General features: G+C 66.3%; 14 protein-coding genes. 8 read left to right on the forward strand and 6 right to left on the reverse strand.

Annotated elements, in window-relative coordinates; translation table 11 throughout:
- Nucleotides 1-10: 10 nt before the first annotated feature.
- Together ACLMAJ_RS09140 and ACLMAJ_RS09145 are read right to left on the reverse strand one after the other, a co-directional pair.
- Nucleotides 11-961, reverse strand: a complete 951-nt coding sequence (locus ACLMAJ_RS09140) for a 1-phosphofructokinase family hexose kinase (protein WP_412013095.1) — start codon at nt 959-961, stop codon at nt 11-13.
- Nucleotides 958-1,725 carry a DeoR/GlpR family DNA-binding transcription regulator gene (locus ACLMAJ_RS09145; protein ID WP_412013096.1) on the reverse strand — a complete coding sequence of 256 codons (768 nt, stop codon included), beginning with the start codon at nt 1,723-1,725 and terminating at the stop codon, nt 958-960. The genes ACLMAJ_RS09140 and ACLMAJ_RS09145 overlap by 4 nt, the downstream gene beginning before the upstream one ends.
- A 146-nt stretch (nt 1,726-1,871) precedes the next feature.
- Between ACLMAJ_RS09145 and ACLMAJ_RS09150 the strand changes: the two genes are divergently transcribed.
- Nucleotides 1,872-3,563 (forward strand): putative PEP-binding protein, encoded by a 1,692-nt coding sequence (locus ACLMAJ_RS09150; RefSeq protein ID WP_412013097.1) that lies wholly within the window; start codon nt 1,872-1,874, stop codon nt 3,561-3,563.
- 51 nt (nt 3,564-3,614) lie between these two features.
- Here the strand turns inward: ACLMAJ_RS09150 and ACLMAJ_RS09155 are convergent, their stop codons facing one another.
- Nucleotides 3,615-4,262 (reverse strand): TetR/AcrR family transcriptional regulator, encoded by a 648-nt coding sequence (locus tag ACLMAJ_RS09155; protein WP_412013274.1) that lies wholly within the window; start codon nt 4,260-4,262, stop codon nt 3,615-3,617.
- A 230-nt stretch (nt 4,263-4,492) separates the two neighbouring features.
- Here ACLMAJ_RS09155 and ACLMAJ_RS09160 point away from each other — a divergent pair, with 230 nt between their 5' ends.
- From ACLMAJ_RS09160 to ACLMAJ_RS09170, 3 genes are all read left to right on the forward strand, one after another.
- On the forward strand, nt 4,493-5,296 hold the full coding sequence (locus ACLMAJ_RS09160; RefSeq protein ID WP_412013098.1) for an SDR family NAD(P)-dependent oxidoreductase: 804 nt from the start codon (nt 4,493-4,495) through the stop codon (nt 5,294-5,296).
- Nucleotides 5,297-5,334: 38 nt separating this feature from the next.
- Nucleotides 5,335-6,462, forward strand: a complete 1,128-nt coding sequence (locus ACLMAJ_RS09165; protein WP_412013099.1) for a DUF5938 domain-containing protein — start codon at nt 5,335-5,337, stop codon at nt 6,460-6,462.
- A 104-nt stretch (nt 6,463-6,566) separates the two neighbouring features.
- Nucleotides 6,567-8,129 carry an acyl-CoA synthetase gene (locus ACLMAJ_RS09170; protein ID WP_412013100.1) on the forward strand — a complete coding sequence of 521 codons (1,563 nt, stop codon included), beginning with the start codon at nt 6,567-6,569 and terminating at the stop codon, nt 8,127-8,129.
- A gap of 90 nt (nt 8,130-8,219) precedes the next feature.
- Here ACLMAJ_RS09170 and ACLMAJ_RS09175 read toward each other — a convergent pair whose 3' ends face one another.
- The 3 genes from ACLMAJ_RS09175 to ACLMAJ_RS09185 all read right to left on the reverse strand — a co-directional run bounded on the left by ACLMAJ_RS09175 (nt 8,220) and on the right by ACLMAJ_RS09185 (nt 12,307).
- Entirely contained in the window at nt 8,220-10,343 is a 2,124-nt protein-coding gene (locus tag ACLMAJ_RS09175) for an ArnT family glycosyltransferase (RefSeq protein WP_412013101.1), read from the reverse strand.
- Entirely contained in the window at nt 10,340-11,590 is a 1,251-nt protein-coding gene (locus ACLMAJ_RS09180; RefSeq protein ID WP_412013102.1) for a bifunctional glycosyltransferase family 2/GtrA family protein, read from the reverse strand. The genes ACLMAJ_RS09175 and ACLMAJ_RS09180 overlap by 4 nt, the downstream gene beginning before the upstream one ends.
- Nucleotides 11,591-11,659: 69 nt before the next feature.
- Nucleotides 11,660-12,307, reverse strand: a complete 648-nt coding sequence (locus ACLMAJ_RS09185) for an SAM-dependent methyltransferase (RefSeq protein WP_412013103.1) — start codon at nt 12,305-12,307, stop codon at nt 11,660-11,662.
- 236 nt (nt 12,308-12,543) lie between these two features.
- On the opposite strand from ACLMAJ_RS09185, the gene ACLMAJ_RS09190 reads away from it, so the two are divergent.
- The 4 genes from ACLMAJ_RS09190 to ACLMAJ_RS09205 all read left to right on the forward strand — a co-directional run bounded on the left by ACLMAJ_RS09190 (nt 12,544) and on the right by ACLMAJ_RS09205 (nt 15,309).
- Complete coding sequence (locus ACLMAJ_RS09190; protein WP_412013104.1) at nt 12,544-13,305, forward strand: SDR family oxidoreductase; 762 nt, start codon at nt 12,544-12,546, stop codon at nt 13,303-13,305.
- A gap of 98 nt (nt 13,306-13,403) precedes the next feature.
- Complete coding sequence (locus tag ACLMAJ_RS09195) at nt 13,404-13,538, forward strand: hypothetical protein (protein ID WP_412013106.1); 135 nt, start codon at nt 13,404-13,406, stop codon at nt 13,536-13,538.
- 143 nt (nt 13,539-13,681) lie between these two features.
- Nucleotides 13,682-14,428 (forward strand): TetR family transcriptional regulator, encoded by a 747-nt coding sequence (locus ACLMAJ_RS09200; RefSeq protein WP_412013107.1) that lies wholly within the window; start codon nt 13,682-13,684, stop codon nt 14,426-14,428.
- Nucleotides 14,429-14,715: 287 nt separating this feature from the next.
- Nucleotides 14,716-15,309 (forward strand): helix-turn-helix domain-containing protein, encoded by a 594-nt coding sequence (locus ACLMAJ_RS09205; protein ID WP_412013108.1) that lies wholly within the window; start codon nt 14,716-14,718, stop codon nt 15,307-15,309.
- Nucleotides 15,310-15,316 lie beyond the last annotated feature (7 nt).

Here is a 15,316-nt window from a genome sequence, read left to right on the forward strand (position 1 = left end):
GGAATGTCCTTCAGCGGTGGGGCAGGGGGGCCAGCGTCGTCACGGAGACGGCGCGGGGGTCGGTGTGGTGTGGGCCCGGCAATCCGGTGCCGGGCAGCGCGGTCGCGGCGCTGCCGTAAGCGACGGCGTTGCGCAGTCGATCGGCGGGTCCGGCGCCGTCGAGGTCGGCGAGCAGATACCCCGCCAACGCGGAATCTCCCGCGCCGACGGTGCTTCGCGGTGTAATCGATGGGGCCGCCGCATGCCATGCGCCGTCGGCGGTGACCAGGACGGCACCCGCGCGGCCGAGGGTGGCCAGTACCGCGCCCACCCCGCGCTCGACGAGGATGGCGGCCGCGCGCGCCGCCATTTCGGGCTGCTCCAATTCGGCAGCGTCGAAGCCGGTGAGTTGTGCCAGTTCCTCGGAGTTCGGCTTGAGCAATTGCGGTGCCGCGGAGCTGAATTCGGCAGCGAGTGCGAGCAGCGGCGCATCGGAGGTGTCGACCGCCACTCGGGTGTCACGCAGCTTGCGAACGAGATCGACGTACCAGTCGTCGGGAACCGCGGGCGGCAGCGAGCCCGACAGCACCACCCACGACGCGGTGCTCGCGAGCCCGAGGAGTAGATCGGTGAGCGCGTCGCGGGATTCAATGGCAAGCGTCGCGCCTGGTTCGTTGATTTTCGTTGTGGTGCCGTCTATTTCGGCGATGGTGAGATTCGATCGCGCGGGTCCGGAGGTGCGCACCGTTCGATGATCGAGACCTGTCTCGGCGAGAGCGCGCAGCAGCGGATCGCCAGTGTTGCCGGGCAATACGGCGATGGTGGGCACACCTGCGGCGGCGACCACGCGAGACACGTTGATGCCTTTGCCTCCGGGGTGGGTGCTCACGGTCAGCGCGCGGTGTACGGCACCGCGGTGCAGCGGCTCCGGCAAGGTGACGGTTCGGTCGATGCTGGGGTTCGCGGTCAGGGTGATGATCATGCGGTGACCACCTCGATGCCGCAGTCGGTGAGTTCGTTGTGCACGGACGGGAGCAGGTCGGTGTCGGTGACAAGCACGTCGATCTCGTCGATCGCGGCGAAACGCACGAGGTCCTCCCGGCCGACCTTCGTCGAATCGGCGACCACGACAACCCGGTGCGCACTGGCGATCATGGCGCGTTTGACCGCGGCCTCGTCGAAGTCCGGGGTGGAGAGTCCGTGTGCGGTGCTGAGTGCGTTGGTGCCGATGTAGGCGACATCGACCCGCATCTCGGCGAGCACGCGCAGCGCTTCGGGGCCGACTGCCGCCTGGGTGAGGCCGCGGACCCGGCCGCCGAGCAGATGCAGATGCAGTCCCGTCATGCCACTGAGCCGGGCCGCGATCGGTACCGAATTCGTTACCGCGACCAATTCGCGATCGGCGGGCATCAGCGCGGCGAGGCGCGTGGTCGTGGTACCCGCGTCGAAGAGTGCGCTGCCGCCGGTCGGTGGCAGAAACTCCAAGGCGGCCTTCGCGATCCGATCCTTCTCCGCCGCACGGGAATGCTCGCGTTCGGTGGTGCCGAGCTCGATCGCGGTCAGCGCGGCGGCGGGCACCGCGCCACCGTGCACTCGGCGGATCAATCCCGTGCGGTCGAGGACCGCGAGGTCGCGCCGCACGGTTTCGGTGGTCACGCCGTACTGCTCGGAAAGGTCGGCGACGGAGACGCGCCCGCGTTGCCCGATCAACGTGGCAATCGCTTGCTGCCGCTCCTCCGCGTACATCCGATCCTCCAGGTGTGATGTTGGTTTATGTTGTTTTATGCCTGTTTGTATTGCTTTGTCAAGAGGTTGGAGTAGTCTGGATCACACCGAAAGTAGGTCGAGCATCACCGCGAAATCGCTCGACCGAGGTGTGGAGGAGACGTCACATGACTAGATCGCAGCAGGTAGCGAGGCCTGTAGCGGTGTTGCGCGGTACCCCGGCGGTACCGGGTGTCGCCGCAGCGCCCGCGATCCGACCCGGCCCGCGCATGCCGGTCGATATCCGGACAGACCTCGTTGCGGAGTCCGATCGGGCATCGGAACTCGAGTCGCTGCGCAGTGCGTCCGATGTGGTTGCGCGGCGATTGCGTGCCCGTGCCGGGCGGGCAAGCGGCGCGGCGGCCGAGGTGCTCGCCGCGAATGCCGCGATGGCGGCCGACCGTGGCTGGCTCGCCGCCGCCGAAGAGTTGATCGCGGTCGGCCGTCCGGCGACGGTCGCCGCCGGCGCCGCGACCGACCGTTTCGCGGACATGTTCACAAAGCTGGGTGGGCTGATGGCGGAGCGCGTCACCGATCTTCGCGACGTGTGCGATCGGGTGGTCGCGGAGTTGGCCGGTGCGCCGGAACCAGGAATACCGACGCCCGCCGAACCGTCGATCCTGCTGGCCGACGACCTTGCGCCCGCCGATACGGCCGGTCTCGACCCGGAACTCGTTGTCGGGCTTGCCACCTCGCTGGGTGGCCCGACCAGCCACACCGCGATCATCGCGCGGCAGCTCGGCATTCCGTGTGTTGTCGCGGTCGCCGGACTCGACGAGATTCCCGCCGGAGCCGACATTCTCGTCGACGGCTCGGCGGGCACGGTCATGGTCGCCCCCGACCCGGACATGGCATCGCACGCGGTGGCCGAATACCGTGCTGTCACAGCCAGAAACGCCGCATGGAACGGGCCCGGTTCGACGGCGGACGGACACCGCGTCGAGGTGCTCGCCAACGTCCAAGACGGTGCCGGTGCGCGTGCGGCGCGGCATACACAGGCCGAAGGCATCGGGCTGTTCCGCACCGAATTGTGCTTCCTGGACCGGGAATCCGAGCCGAGCATCGACGAACAAACGAGGATCTACGGCGAAGTTCTCGACGCGTACCCCGATGCCAAGGTGGTCATCCGCACTCTCGATGCCGGATCGGACAAGCCACTGCGATTCGCCCAGCACCCCGACGAGGCCAACCCGGCGCTCGGCGTGCGCGGAATTCGAATAGCGACTCGCGACAACGGCATCCTCGACCGTCAGCTCGACGCCATCGCCGCGGCCGCGGCGGCCCGCGGTCGAGTGCCGCTGGTCATGGCGCCGATGATCGCGACCGCCGCCGAAGCACGCTGGTTCGCCACGAGAGTTCGCGCGCGGGACCTGATTCCGGGCGTGATGATCGAGGTGCCCGCCGCCGCGCTGCTCGCCGAAACCATCTTGCGCGACGTCGATTTCCTGTCGATCGGAACCAACGATCTCACCCAATACACGATGGCGGCCGACCGCATGTCACCCGAACTCGCCACCCTCACCGACCCATGGCAGCCCGCCGTACTCGCGCTCGTCGCACGCACCGCCGCGGCTGGGACAGCACTGGGAAAACCGGTCGGCGTCTGCGGCGAAGCAGCCGCCGATCCGCTCTTGGCCTGCGTACTGGCCGGATTCGGCATCACCTCATTGTCGGCCGCCGCATCCGCGATAGCGGCTGTCGGTGCAACGCTGTCCTCGGTCACCCTGGACGACTGTCGTCGCGCGGCCACCGCCGTCCTGTCTACCGCTGCCCCCGACGAGGCCCGCGCGGCCGCCCGCTCGATCCTCCCCCACGTTTAGGCGTACCTCCGCTCCGGCCGTGCGCGGTCTGAGAACGTCCGGCCGCACCCCTTAAGGCGAATTTCGGCGGTCGGCGGTCAGTCCCGTCAGGAGTTGTGCCGCGTCGGCGCGGAGTTTTTCCGCAGCGGTATTGTGCCCGGCCAACTTTCGGAGCAGGGCTTGCTGGAACAGTCCGTCGAACACGGCGTAGGCGAAGTCGGGCGATGCGGTGGGGGGCGTGTCGGCGAGTTCGGCATAGCGGCTGACGACGTGCCAGATCATCTGTTCGCGGCGTTGGTCGATGTCGAGCACGTCGGCGCGGAAGGATTCCTCGAACAGGCTCTGGTTGCGCAGGTCGTACCAGAGTCGGTGCAGGTGGGCATCGGCGTCGAGGGTGGTGGCCATCGCGGCGGCGAAGCCTTGCCGCAGTTCCTCGGCGGTGCGCGCGGTGGCGACGACTTCGTCGTATCGGGTCACGCACGCGGCTTCGTATTGGCGTACGGCGTGGGTGATGAGTTCGTTCTTGTCGTTGAAGTAGTAGTGCAGCACGCCGTGCGAGAACTCGGAGTTGTGTGCGATCTCGCGCAGGCTGGTGCGGGCGTAGCCGAGTTCGGCGAGGGTGTGCAGCGTGGCGGCGGCCAGCTGCGCCCGGCGTTCGCCGAACTTGTCGACTTGGCGGCGTGCGATGCGCTCGCGGCTCGTCTCGACGATCTCGGTCACCGTGGACTTCTTTCCGTCTCCTCGCCCGCGGCCTGCGGGCACGGGTGCAGTTTATCGCGAGCCGAGCGCCGCTGCGCGATGCCTTTGGACAGTCGTCAAGAAAAGTCTTGACGACTGTCCAAAATTAACTAGGCTGTGATCTGCGTCGCATCCGCCGACCCGTTTCGGGTGCAGCTGGGTGATGGCGGCGTGCAGCCGCAGTGGCATTCATCTCGAGGAGGAGATGTCGTATGAGTGGATATGACTTGGTCGGCCGAAAAGCATTGGTGACCGGTGGGGCGCGCGGACTCGGCGCCGGAATGGCCGAAGCTCTGGCGCGTGCCGGAGCGGCCGTCGCGATCGGCGATGTGCGCGAAGACCTCGGAAAGGAAACGGTCGAGGCGCTCAGGCAATCCGGCGCCACCGCCGAGTTCATCCCGCTGGACGTGACCGACGACGCCGCGTGGGAGCAGGCGACGACCAACACTGTGGATGCACTCGGTGGCCTGGACATCGTGGTCAACAACGCGGGCGTCGAGATCACCAGCCTGATCGTCGATCTCGACCCGGCCGAGGTCCGCCGGATGTTGGAGGTGAACATGCTGGGCACCGCATTGGGCATCAAGCACGCCTTCCGGGCGATGCGCCCCGGCGGTGCGGCGGGCAATGGCGGGGCGGTCGTCAATATCGCGTCGGTCGCGGCGACGATCGCGTTCCCTGGCATTGCCATCTATTCGGCGACCAAGTCCGGCGTCGACCGGCTCACCAGGGTCGCGGCCATGGAATCGGGCAAGCTCGGCTACGGCGTCCGGGTGAACTGCATCTACCCCGGCCTGGTGCCCACCGAGATGGGCAACCAGCTGGCCAAGGACGTGGCCGACATCGGTCTGTTCGGCAGTGTCGAGGAGGCGGTCGGCGCGGTGGTGGGGCTGACCCCGCAGGGACGACTCGGGGAGGTCTCCGACATGGCCGACGCCGTGGTGTTCTTGGCCTCGGACGCGGCCCGCTTCATTACCGGCGCTGGGCTGCCGGTCGATGGCGGCATGGGCATGTGAACAGGCGCTGACCGAAAACTACGAGAGGTTCGATTCCCATGAGCACCGACAAATCTGTCATCGTCTATGGCGCCTCCGGCTACACCGGCCGGTTGGTGTGTGAATACCTGCGCGAGTTCAACATTCCCTTCGTCGCCGCCGGGCGCGACAAGGCCCGCCTGCACCAGGCGCTGGAGAAGATCCCCGGCATCGAGACCGCCGACTACGAGGTGGTCGAGGTCGCGCACGACGTCGTCGCGCTGACCGAGCTGTTCCGCGGGGCGAGCGTGGTCTGCAACACGGTGGGGCCGTTCTCCCAGTACGGGCACGAGGTGGTCGAAGCGTGTATCGCCGCGGGAACTCATTACCTGGACACCACCGGCGAGCAGGACTGGCTGATCGACTGCGACATGAAGTACGGCCAGCGGATGGCGGACAAGGGACAATTGTTGTCTCCTGGCCTCGCGCACATGTACACCACCGGTGAGATCGCGGCCAATATCTGTTTGGAGACCCCCGGCCTGGACACTCTCGATATCCAGGTGTTCTGGAAAGGTTTCCCGACTGTCGCCTCGACGCGGACGATCCTGGTCAATGCGGCACTGTCGAAGGCCTACTACCTCGAGCAGAACAAGTACGTGGAATGGCCAGCCGATGCCGGCCTGTACGACGTGACGGTGCCGGGCCAGCATCAAACCGAGCTGGCGCTGCCGTGGGGCGGGACCTCGCATCCGGTGTGGTTCAAACGTGATCCGCGGGTGGCCAACGTCAAGGTTCTCGGCGGCGTGTTCAACCGGACGCTCATGCAGGGTGTCCCGCAGATCGTCGCCGCTGTCATCGAGCAGGTCAAAGATCTTCCGCAGGAACAGAAGTACAAGGTTCTCGCCGAACAGGCAGCGGGTGTAATGAACGAAATGCCGCCGCGAGAGAACCCGCGGATCAACACTTCGCTCGACTCGGTGTACGCCTCCGGGCCTTTGGGGCGCGCGCACTGCGTCATCTACGGCAACTGCAACTACAAGCAAACTGGTCTGCTACAGGCATACGCCGCATCCGCGTTGCTGCAACAGGCTCCCAAGCGTGTCGGTTTCGCCTCCGGTTGCCAGGCGTTCGGCCACCGCGAGCTGCTGGGTGTGCTGCGTGGTTTCGGACTGGTCATGGAGCCCGTCCTCACCGTGCACGGCTGACCCAGCCGTGCTGTCGGCGCACCCTCGAAGACGCGGGTCGCGCCGGCAGCCGGCTCGGCCAACTACCTTTCCCGACAACGATTTCGACAACCCGAGGACCACCAGTGCGTTTGACCGACTATCTCGACAAGGGCGCCTCACTCGGTGCGGCCGCACCCTGCCTGACCATGAACGGGCATTCCTCGAGCTACGGGGAGGTCCAGCAGCTGTCCTGGAAGGTCGCCCGCGCGCTCAACCGCTCGGGGGTGCGTCCCGGTGCGAAGGTGGCGATCCTGTCGGCCAACGACACACTGGCGTTCAGTTGCGTGTTCGGTATCGCGAGGGCCGGCGCGGTGTGGTGTCCGATCAACCCACGCAACGAAGCCGCCGAAAACCGTGACCTGCTCGAACTTTTCGACTGCACGTGCCTGTTCTTCCAGGACGCGTTCGCTCCGCTGGTCGCCGCGATCATCGACGACCTGCCCGAACTGGCCACACTGATCTGCCTGGACGGCAGCACAGTTCCGGAGTCCATACCGTTCGAAGCATGGATCGACGGCGTGAGCGCCGAGCCATGGCAGGCCGAACCGATCGACGACATCGCACTGCTCGTCGGCACCGGAGGAACTACCGGCCGCCCCAAAGGTGTTGTGCTGACCGGACACAACATCGAAACGATGTCGGCGCTGACGCTGATGAGCTACCCGTTCGGAGCCCGCCCGCGCTATCTCGCGCTGGCGCCGCTGACCCACGCCGCCGGCGTGCTGTGTTTCCCCGTCATGGCACTTGGCGGCGAGATCGTCGTGATGCCGACACCGGACCTGGGCGAGTTCGTGTCACTCGTGCAGCGACATTCGATCACTCACACCTTCCTGCCGCCGACACTGATCTACATGCTGCTCGACCATCCCGCCCTCGCATCCGCCGACCTGAGCTCCCTGCAATGTCTCTGGTACGGCGCGGCGCCCATGTCGGTGGCTCGCCTCGAACAAGCTCTCGACCGGATCGGGCCGGTGATGGCCCAACTGTTCGGGCAATCCGAGGCGCCGATGATGATCTCCACCCTCGCGCCACGCGAACACTTCGATGCCGATGGGTCCATCGCGAGGAAGCGACTGTCCTCGGTCGGCCGACCAACACCGCTGACCGAGGTCGCGATCATGAACAACGACGGCACGTTGCTGCCCGCGGGGCAGCGCGGCGAGATCGTGGTGCGGGGCCCGCTGGTCATGGCCGGGTACTACAAGAACCCCGAAGCCAGCGCCGAGGCCGCTCGCCACGGTTGGCACCACACCGGCGACATCGGCTACCTCGACGACGACAACTACCTCTACATCGTCGACCGCGCCAAAGACATGATCATCACCGGCGGATTCAACGTCTACTCCGCCGAGGTCGAACAGACATTGCTGGCCCATCCCGCTGTCCAGGACTGCGCCGTGATCGGACTGCCCGACCCGAAATGGGGCGAACGCGTCACCGCGGTGATCCAAACTCGCGCCGGTCACACTGTGACAGCCGAGGACCTGCGCGCCTTCGCGAAAGACCGCCTCGGCAGCGTGAAGACACCCAAACAAATCGAAATCTGGGCCGACCTACCACGCTCCAAAATCGGCAAAGTGCTGAAACCGGATATCAGAGCCCAACTTTCCGGCGCATCGCGGACCCACCCCGACACCACCCATTGAACACAACCAGCGCGGCTCCGGGAGTCCGACAACCTGCCGAAGAGACCCGCGCCGATTCGGTGCGGCGGAATCGGCGCGGGTCCCGGTGTATCAGTGCGCTGCGGTCAGGTCGTACAGGGTGACGCCGTCCACGACGGTGGCGGTGAAGTTCTCCTGCACCCACTTCGCGATCTCGGCGCTTGTCGAGGTGCCGGAGGAACCGGGTCCTCGGCTGTTGCCGCCGATGAAGTAGTGGATCTTCCCTTCGGCCACATACTGTTCGAACTGGTCGAGGGTAGGCGAGGGGTCGCTGCCGTTGAAGCCGCCGATCGGCATCACGGGCAGTTCGGTCGCCAGCTGGAACCCCGCCGCACTGTTGGACCCGACCGCGGCCGCTGCCCAGGTGTAGTCGCTGCCATTCTGTTCCAGCTTCGCGATTACCTGATCGCTCGGCTCACTGGCCATGAGCATATTGCCCACTCCACCGCCCTGGCCGCCCAGCTGTCCGCCGGGTGCGCCTGTCGTACCGCCGCCGGGTGCGATGCCGGGTGTGCCGCTACCGGGTGCGTTGGTGCCGCTCGGCGGCATCCCCGGAACGCCGTTCGGCCCGGCGGTGGATCGGGGGCTGCCGTCGGTCGCCCGACCGGTTGCGCCCGGAATCTGCCTGTTGGGCTGCGAGTTTCGCCCGTCGGTTCCCGGCGCGCCACCTGGCCCGCCCATTCCGGGCGGACCATCACCCCACATCCGATGCCCACCCATTCCGGCATTCGGCCCTGCCGAGGGAATCGCGCCCGCATGCTCGGTGGCGATCGTGTCGACCGAGTAGGCGATCGGTCCGGCCAGCCCGGCGAAAGCGACCGCCATCGCGGTGAAGATGGAAAGCTTTCTCGGCGTCGGGAACGCGACGGCAATGGTTGCGATGACGCCGACGACAAGCACAGCCCATCGCAACCACGGTAGGAAACTCGCGCTGCGCGACAACAATATCCATGCCGTCGCGGTAGTGAGGCCAACGGCGAGAGCCAGCGTCAACCGGACCCACCAGCGGTCGCGGCCCCGCCACAGTAGTACCGAGCCCGCGCCGACCAGTGCGGCGACGGCCGGAGCCAATGCCACCGTGTAGTACTGGTGGAAGATCCCCGCCATGTAGCTGAAGACCAGCCCGGTCACCAGCAGCCAGCCGCCCCAGAGGATCAGCGCGGCGCGTTGCTTATCGGTGCGAACGGCCTTGCCGCGCAGCAGGATTCCCGCCACCAGGGCGACAAGTGCGGCGGGTATGAGCCAGGCGATCTGACCACCCTGGGCGGGTTCGAACATGCGCGTGATGCCGGTGCTGCCCCACATCCCGTTGCCGCCCGCAGGGAGATTACCGCCGGGACCGACGCTGCCTGTCTCATCGCCGTTCAATCGGCCGAGGCCGTTGTAGCCGAAAGTCAGTTCGAGGATCGAATTGTTCTGTGAGCCGCCGATCCACGGACGTGCGGAGGCGGGCCAGAGTTCCACGATCAGCAGCCACCAGCCTGCACCGGCGATCATCGCGACGCCTGCCGCGAGCAACTGAAGGACCCGCTTGCCGAGCTTCGGCGGACCGGCGATCAAATAAGTGAGCGCCAGCGGCGGCACAACGAGCAGTACTTGCAATTGCTTTGTGAGGAAACCGAATCCGATGAACACGCCGGTCAGCACCAGCCAGCGGGTGCGACCGTCCGCCACCGCCTTGGTCATCGCCCACGCCGCCGCGATCATCAGGAACGCCAGCAGCGCGTCGGGGTTGTTGAACCTGAACATCAGCGCCGCGACCGGTGTCACCGCGAGTGTCGACCCGGCGAGCAGTCCTGCGGCCGGGCCGAACGGCTTGCGCACGGTGGCCCACAGCAGTGCCACCGAGGCGACGCCGAGCAGTACCTCCGGAACCAGAATGCTCCAGCTGTTGAGGCCGAACGCGCGTACCGACAGCTCCATCAACCACAGCGAGGCGGGCGGCTTGTCGACGGTGATCGAGTTGGCCGCATCCGACGAGCCGAAGAAGAACGCCTGCCATGACACCGAACCAGCCTGTGCCGCAGCGGAATAGAAGGAGTTTGCCCAGCCGCTGGAACTGAGATTGCACAAATAGGCGATCGCGGTACCGATCAGCAGCACGGCCAGTGCGGGGTACTCCCAGCTGAGGTCGCGCTTGCGCTGCGGTTCGGGAACCGTCGCGGTCGGCGGAGCTTCGGTCAGCATGGTCGTCATCGTTTACCGCCTTCGCCGGCTACCGGTCGATCGCCAGGATTACGGAAAACCCAACGCAGGCCGACGAATCGGGTCAGTGTGGCGATCAGGTTGGCCATCACCAGCACGAACAGCTCGAGGTGAACCGTCGCGCCGGGAGCCCAATGGTGCAGTGCGTAAAGCGATCCGCTGGTCAGCGCCAAGCCGATCCCGAAGATCACCAACCCTTGGAACTGGTGTGACACCGCGCCACTCGACCCGCGCACCCCGAAGGTGAAGGCGCGGTTGGCGGCCGTATTGGCCACCGCCGTGATCAGCAGTGCGAGGAAGTTGGCCGTTTGGGCACCGATGAACGGTTGCAGGACAACGTAAAGCAGCAGGTACGCCAGGGTGCTCAGCGCCCCGACGATGGCGAAGCGCACCAGCTGCCCGACCATGCCTAGCGGCACGCCCGCTACCAGCGGCTCCCGTCCGATCGCCCGGCGCAATTCCTCCAGCGGGAGCGTTCCCGTGGCCAACGCCCGGCCGAGCCTGCCGATACCGAGCAGATCCTTGCGCGCGGTGTCGACGATGTCGACGCGACTGTCGGGATCGTCGATCCAATCGACCGGCACCTCATGGATGCGCAACCCGGCCCGCTCGGCCAGCACGAGCAGCTCGGTATCGAAGAACCACTCACCGTCTCGCACCAGCGGAAGCAGCTTGCGCGCCACCTCGGTGCGCATTGCCTTGAATCCGCATTGTGCGTCCGAAAAGTGCGCTTGCAGTGAGGCTTTCAGTAGTAGGTTGTAGCAGCGGGAGATGATCTCACGCTTGCGACCGCGCACCACCCGCGACGACGCGCTCAAACGGGTGCCGATCGCCAGATCGGAGTGGCCGGTGATCAGCGGAGCGACCAGCGGGAGCAGGGCGTTGAGGTCGGTGGACAGGTCGACGTCCATATAGGCGACGACCTGCGCGTCGGAGTGCTCCCACACCGCTCGCAACGCGCGGCCACGTCCTTTGGCATCGAGATGCACTACGTGCACATCGTCGAGCTCGGCGGCGAGCAGCCGCGCGACCTGCATGGTGTCGTCGGTGCTCGCATTGTCGGCGATGGTGATACGCGTGGGGAATGGAAACCCGTCGCGCAGATACTCGTGCAGCCGACGCACGCATACGCCGAGGTCGGTCTCCTCGTTGTAGACGGGGATCACCACATCCAGCACAGGCGTGATCACCGCTTCGGATGGGTCCGCCAGGTGCACGGCGGTCGCGGTTTCGGTCATAGCAACTACCTTCGACACCCGCGCTGGCGTGCGGCTGGGGTCCAGCTGTGAGGTTGCTGGGGACCTCTGCTACCGAAGGAGTCGAATGCGTATGACGCTGTCGGTCCGGCGTCCGGTCCGGCCGTCCGGCGCGGTCACGTCGCGCTCGATCTCGTCCGTCGTCTCGACCCGCCAGTTCTGCTTGTCGAGCTCGAGACTGTCGAGGACCTCCGGAATCGTCGGGAAATGCACATCGGGCGCCTCGTCCTCGCGCATGAACGACGGCCACCCGGCGTGACCCGCGATCAGTAATACTCCGCCCGGCGACACCGCCGCGGCGGCCCGTCGCAGGACGTCGGTCCGTTCGTCGGCCTGCGCGACGGGCGAGTGGAAGAACTGGGCCGACACCAGATCGAAGGGACCATCGGGAAACGACTCCGTCAGATCGTGTTCGGCCCAGACGATCCGATCCCCGACGCCCGCGTCCTGCGCGTGGCCGGCCGCCCGCCGAAGAGCGGTCGCCGACACATCGACCGCGGTAACTCGCCAGCCCTGTTCGGCGAGCCAGATGGCATCGCCACCTTCCCCGCAGCCGAGGTCGAGCGCGCTCCCCGGTGTCAGTGCGGCAACTTCGCGCACCAGCAGCGGATTGGGCTTCCCAGACCAGATCTGGTCCCGGTCTCGGTAGAACTCCTCCCAGAACTGTTGGGTGGCACTCGATTCGGAGGTCTCGGTCATGGATGTGCTCCTGTCGTGGTCGCAGGCGTGTGGTTGTCCACCGTTATCGAATGATGGAGGCACGGTCCGCCGCCAGGCAACCTTTGTTGCTGTTTCAGCAAGTCGTGCCGACCGTGACCCACCGCACTCCGGCCTCGATGTCACACATCGGCGGCCTCTCTCGTCGTCTAGGCAGAACACCGAAACGAACAAGCGATTGGGCCGACCCGCCCAGTTCGAAATGATCGGAGAGACCAATGACCTCGACCATCTTGCTCACCGGCGGTACCGGCACCCTCGGCAGCCACGTCACGCCGCTGCTGCTGGAGGCGGGCCATTCGATTCGGCTGCTGAGCAGGAGCAACCGCGAGGCCACCAAGGGCATCGAATACGTGACCGGTGACCTGTTGAAGGGCGAGGGCATCGATGCCGCGGTAGCCGGTATCGACACCATCGTGCACCTCGCGGGCGGCCCCAAGGGCGATGACATCGCGACCCGGAACCTGATCACGGCCGCGGCGGCCGCGGGGGTGCGGCACTTCGTGTACATCTCGGTCATCGGAGCGGACACCATCCCGCTCGGATACTTCACGGCCAAGCTCGGCGCGGAGCGCGCCATCATCGAGTCCGGCCTGCCGTATACGATCCTGCGCGCCGCCCAGTTCCACGATCTGGCGTTGAAGACGGTGCAGGCGATGGCGAAGATGCCGATTGTCCCGGCCCCGAACGCGATTCGGTGGCAGCCGGTCGATTCGCGCGAGGTCGCGGCTCGACTGGTGGAGTTGGCGAACGGCAGCCCGGCGGGCTCGGTGGCCGATCTGGCGGGCCCGACGGTGTACACGATGTCGGAGCTGATCCGCGGCTACCTGACCGCCGTAGGCAAGCGCCGCCCGTTGCTGCCGATCCGACTGCCGGGCAAGGCGGGCAAGGCCTACCGTGCGGGGGTCAATCTGAACCTCGACAACGCCCAAATCGCCAAGCGCACTTGGGAAGACTTCCTCGCCGAGCAGCTGGGCTGAAAATCCCGCTCTCCAGCGGAAAGCTGGCCTCCGAGCCGCCCGCGGTAGCGTACGGTCGGGGGATCGGGGCCGTTCAGGTCTCCAATCAAAGGACCACGATGTCCGATAAATCTCCGCGCGGTGGCATGACGAAGAAGTCCGGCAAGTCTCTCAAGGAAAAGCGAGCCGACAAGAAGTCCAAGTCGACGGGGGATGCGGCCACCGAGAGCACCTTCCTGCCCAAGAAGCGCTGACGGCCGGATTCTGCCTCGATCAGCTGTCGGAAGCCGAGTTCGCCTGGACCCCTTCGGAATCCAGCGGGTCGGCTTCGTCAGCAGCCGCGGTGGTCACCAGCCCGCTGTTCCATGTCCCGACCGAGTTGTCCGAGGTGGAGCCAGTGGTTGGTACGGTCGATTTCGTGATGCAACGCGGCCGGGATAAAGACGAGGTGCCGCCCAAGCGCGTCGACGCTCGCACCGAGCGGTGGCGCGAGCATCGTAAGAAGGTTCGCGGGGAGTTCGTCGACGCGGCGTTCCGTGCCCTCGACAAGTTCGGCCCCGAAGTCAGCATGGGGGACATCGCCAAGGAGGCCGGCGCGGCGAAACCCAAGTTGTACCGGCATTTCGAGGACAAAACCGATCTCTACAACGCCATCGTCGACCGAGTGCGCGACTTGCTGTGGGAACGGATCATTTCCAGCATCGACCTGACCCACGATTCGGCACGCGACCTGGTCCGGCGAGGTGCGGCCGAGTACGTGCTCGTGGTGACCGAGCATCCGAATGTCTTCCGCTTCATGCTGCACAGCCACTTCACCCAGCGAGCCGACGATTCCGAGCGCGCCTTGCAGTCCGCCCGCCAATCGGCCAAACGTGCCGCTGACCTGTTCGCTGGACTGATGGACGACAAGTCGGTCGAGGTGGCCAATGTCGAACTGATCAACTACTCGATCTTCGGCGCCGTCGCCTCCGCCACCGATTGGTGGCTCGGCACGAACCGGCTTCAGGCGAACGTGATGCCGATCGAGAAATTCGTCGCCTACCTCGCCGAGATCATCTCGGCCCTCGCCGAGGCCAACGCCCGCCTCAACGGAATCGTCATCGACGCGGATCGCCCACTGCACCAAGCCTTTTCGATTGTGTAAGACGTACTGAACTCACGGCGACGACGCCCGCGATCGTCATCACCGCTGCCGCATCCACGCGAACCACGCTGTTGCTGTTGTGCCGCGTCGTCGAGGCCAACTGTGTTTGCGACGTCCCCAGTATGAACCGGCCCACCGACAAGAAACGGCCGCCGCTCGAAGCCTGTGCGACCTCCCTGACGTCCGCGCTTACATCTGCGCCGCTTTCGCCGGTGTCTTGCCACCCAGCCGACCGAACATCAACGACGCCAACCCGCATCTTGCGGCAAAGGCATAGCATATTGCCTATGACGCAAGGCAATGATGAGCTGGACAGCCTGGTACGCAGACGCATCCGCGCGCTGCGCGTGGCCCAGGGCTGGTCGTTGGAGGAGCTGGCCAACCGAGCCCACCTCAGCCAGTCCACGCTCAGCCGCATCGAGAACGGTCAACGCCGCCTTGCCCTCGATCAACTCGTCACCCTCGCCCGCGCCCTGGACACCTCCCTCGACCAACTGGTCGAGACCGGCACCGACGACGTCGTCTCCAACCCGATGATCGACGCAGCCCACAGTCAGATGCGTTGGCCCATCAAGGCGGAACCCGGCCTGACCGTCGTACGCCAGCGCATGACCGACCCGCCGCCCGAGAATCCCGCGCGCATGCGCGCCCACCCGGGCCGCGAATGGCTCGTCGTCCTGTCCGGCACCGCGATCCTGCTCCTCGGCGACCGCCGCCTCCGGATCGAGACCAACCAGGCGGCGGAGTTCCCCACGATGCTCCCGCACGCCATCGGCGCCGAGAGCGGACCGTGCGAGATTCTCGGCATCTTCGACCGCGACGCCCGCCGCGGCCACCAACGCGGCGATGACGCCGAGGAAGCGAACCGCCCTTCGCAGTGACCTTTGC

The organism is Nocardia arseniciresistens (assembly GCF_046764875.1).
GTDB classification, from domain to species: domain Bacteria; phylum Actinomycetota; class Actinomycetes; order Mycobacteriales; family Mycobacteriaceae; genus Nocardia; species Nocardia arseniciresistens.

Bases quoted from the DNA above. Each gene is read 5' to 3' on its own strand.
- ACLMAJ_RS09140 (WP_412013095.1), bottom strand. From the start codon at position 961: ATGATCATCACCCTGACCGCGAACCCCAGCATCGACCGAACCGTCACC.
- ACLMAJ_RS09145 (WP_412013096.1), bottom strand. From the start codon at position 1,725: ATGTACGCGGAGGAGCGGCAGCAAGCGATTGCCACGTTGATCGGGCAA.
- ACLMAJ_RS09150 (WP_412013097.1), top strand. From the start codon at position 1,872: ATGACTAGATCGCAGCAGGTAGCGAGGCCTGTAGCGGTGTTGCGCGGT.
- ACLMAJ_RS09160 (WP_412013098.1), top strand. From the start codon at position 4,493: ATGAGTGGATATGACTTGGTCGGCCGAAAAGCATTGGTGACCGGTGGG.
- ACLMAJ_RS09165 (WP_412013099.1), top strand. From the start codon at position 5,335: ATGAGCACCGACAAATCTGTCATCGTCTATGGCGCCTCCGGCTACACC.
- ACLMAJ_RS09175 (WP_412013101.1), bottom strand. From the start codon at position 10,343: ATGACGACCATGCTGACCGAAGCTCCGCCGACCGCGACGGTTCCCGAA.
- ACLMAJ_RS09180 (WP_412013102.1), bottom strand. From the start codon at position 11,590: ATGACCGAAACCGCGACCGCCGTGCACCTGGCGGACCCATCCGAAGCG.
- ACLMAJ_RS09185 (WP_412013103.1), bottom strand. From the start codon at position 12,307: ATGACCGAGACCTCCGAATCGAGTGCCACCCAACAGTTCTGGGAGGAG.
- ACLMAJ_RS09190 (WP_412013104.1), top strand. From the start codon at position 12,544: ATGACCTCGACCATCTTGCTCACCGGCGGTACCGGCACCCTCGGCAGC.
- ACLMAJ_RS09195 (WP_412013106.1), top strand. From the start codon at position 13,404: ATGTCCGATAAATCTCCGCGCGGTGGCATGACGAAGAAGTCCGGCAAG.
- ACLMAJ_RS09205 (WP_412013108.1), top strand. From the start codon at position 14,716: ATGACGCAAGGCAATGATGAGCTGGACAGCCTGGTACGCAGACGCATC.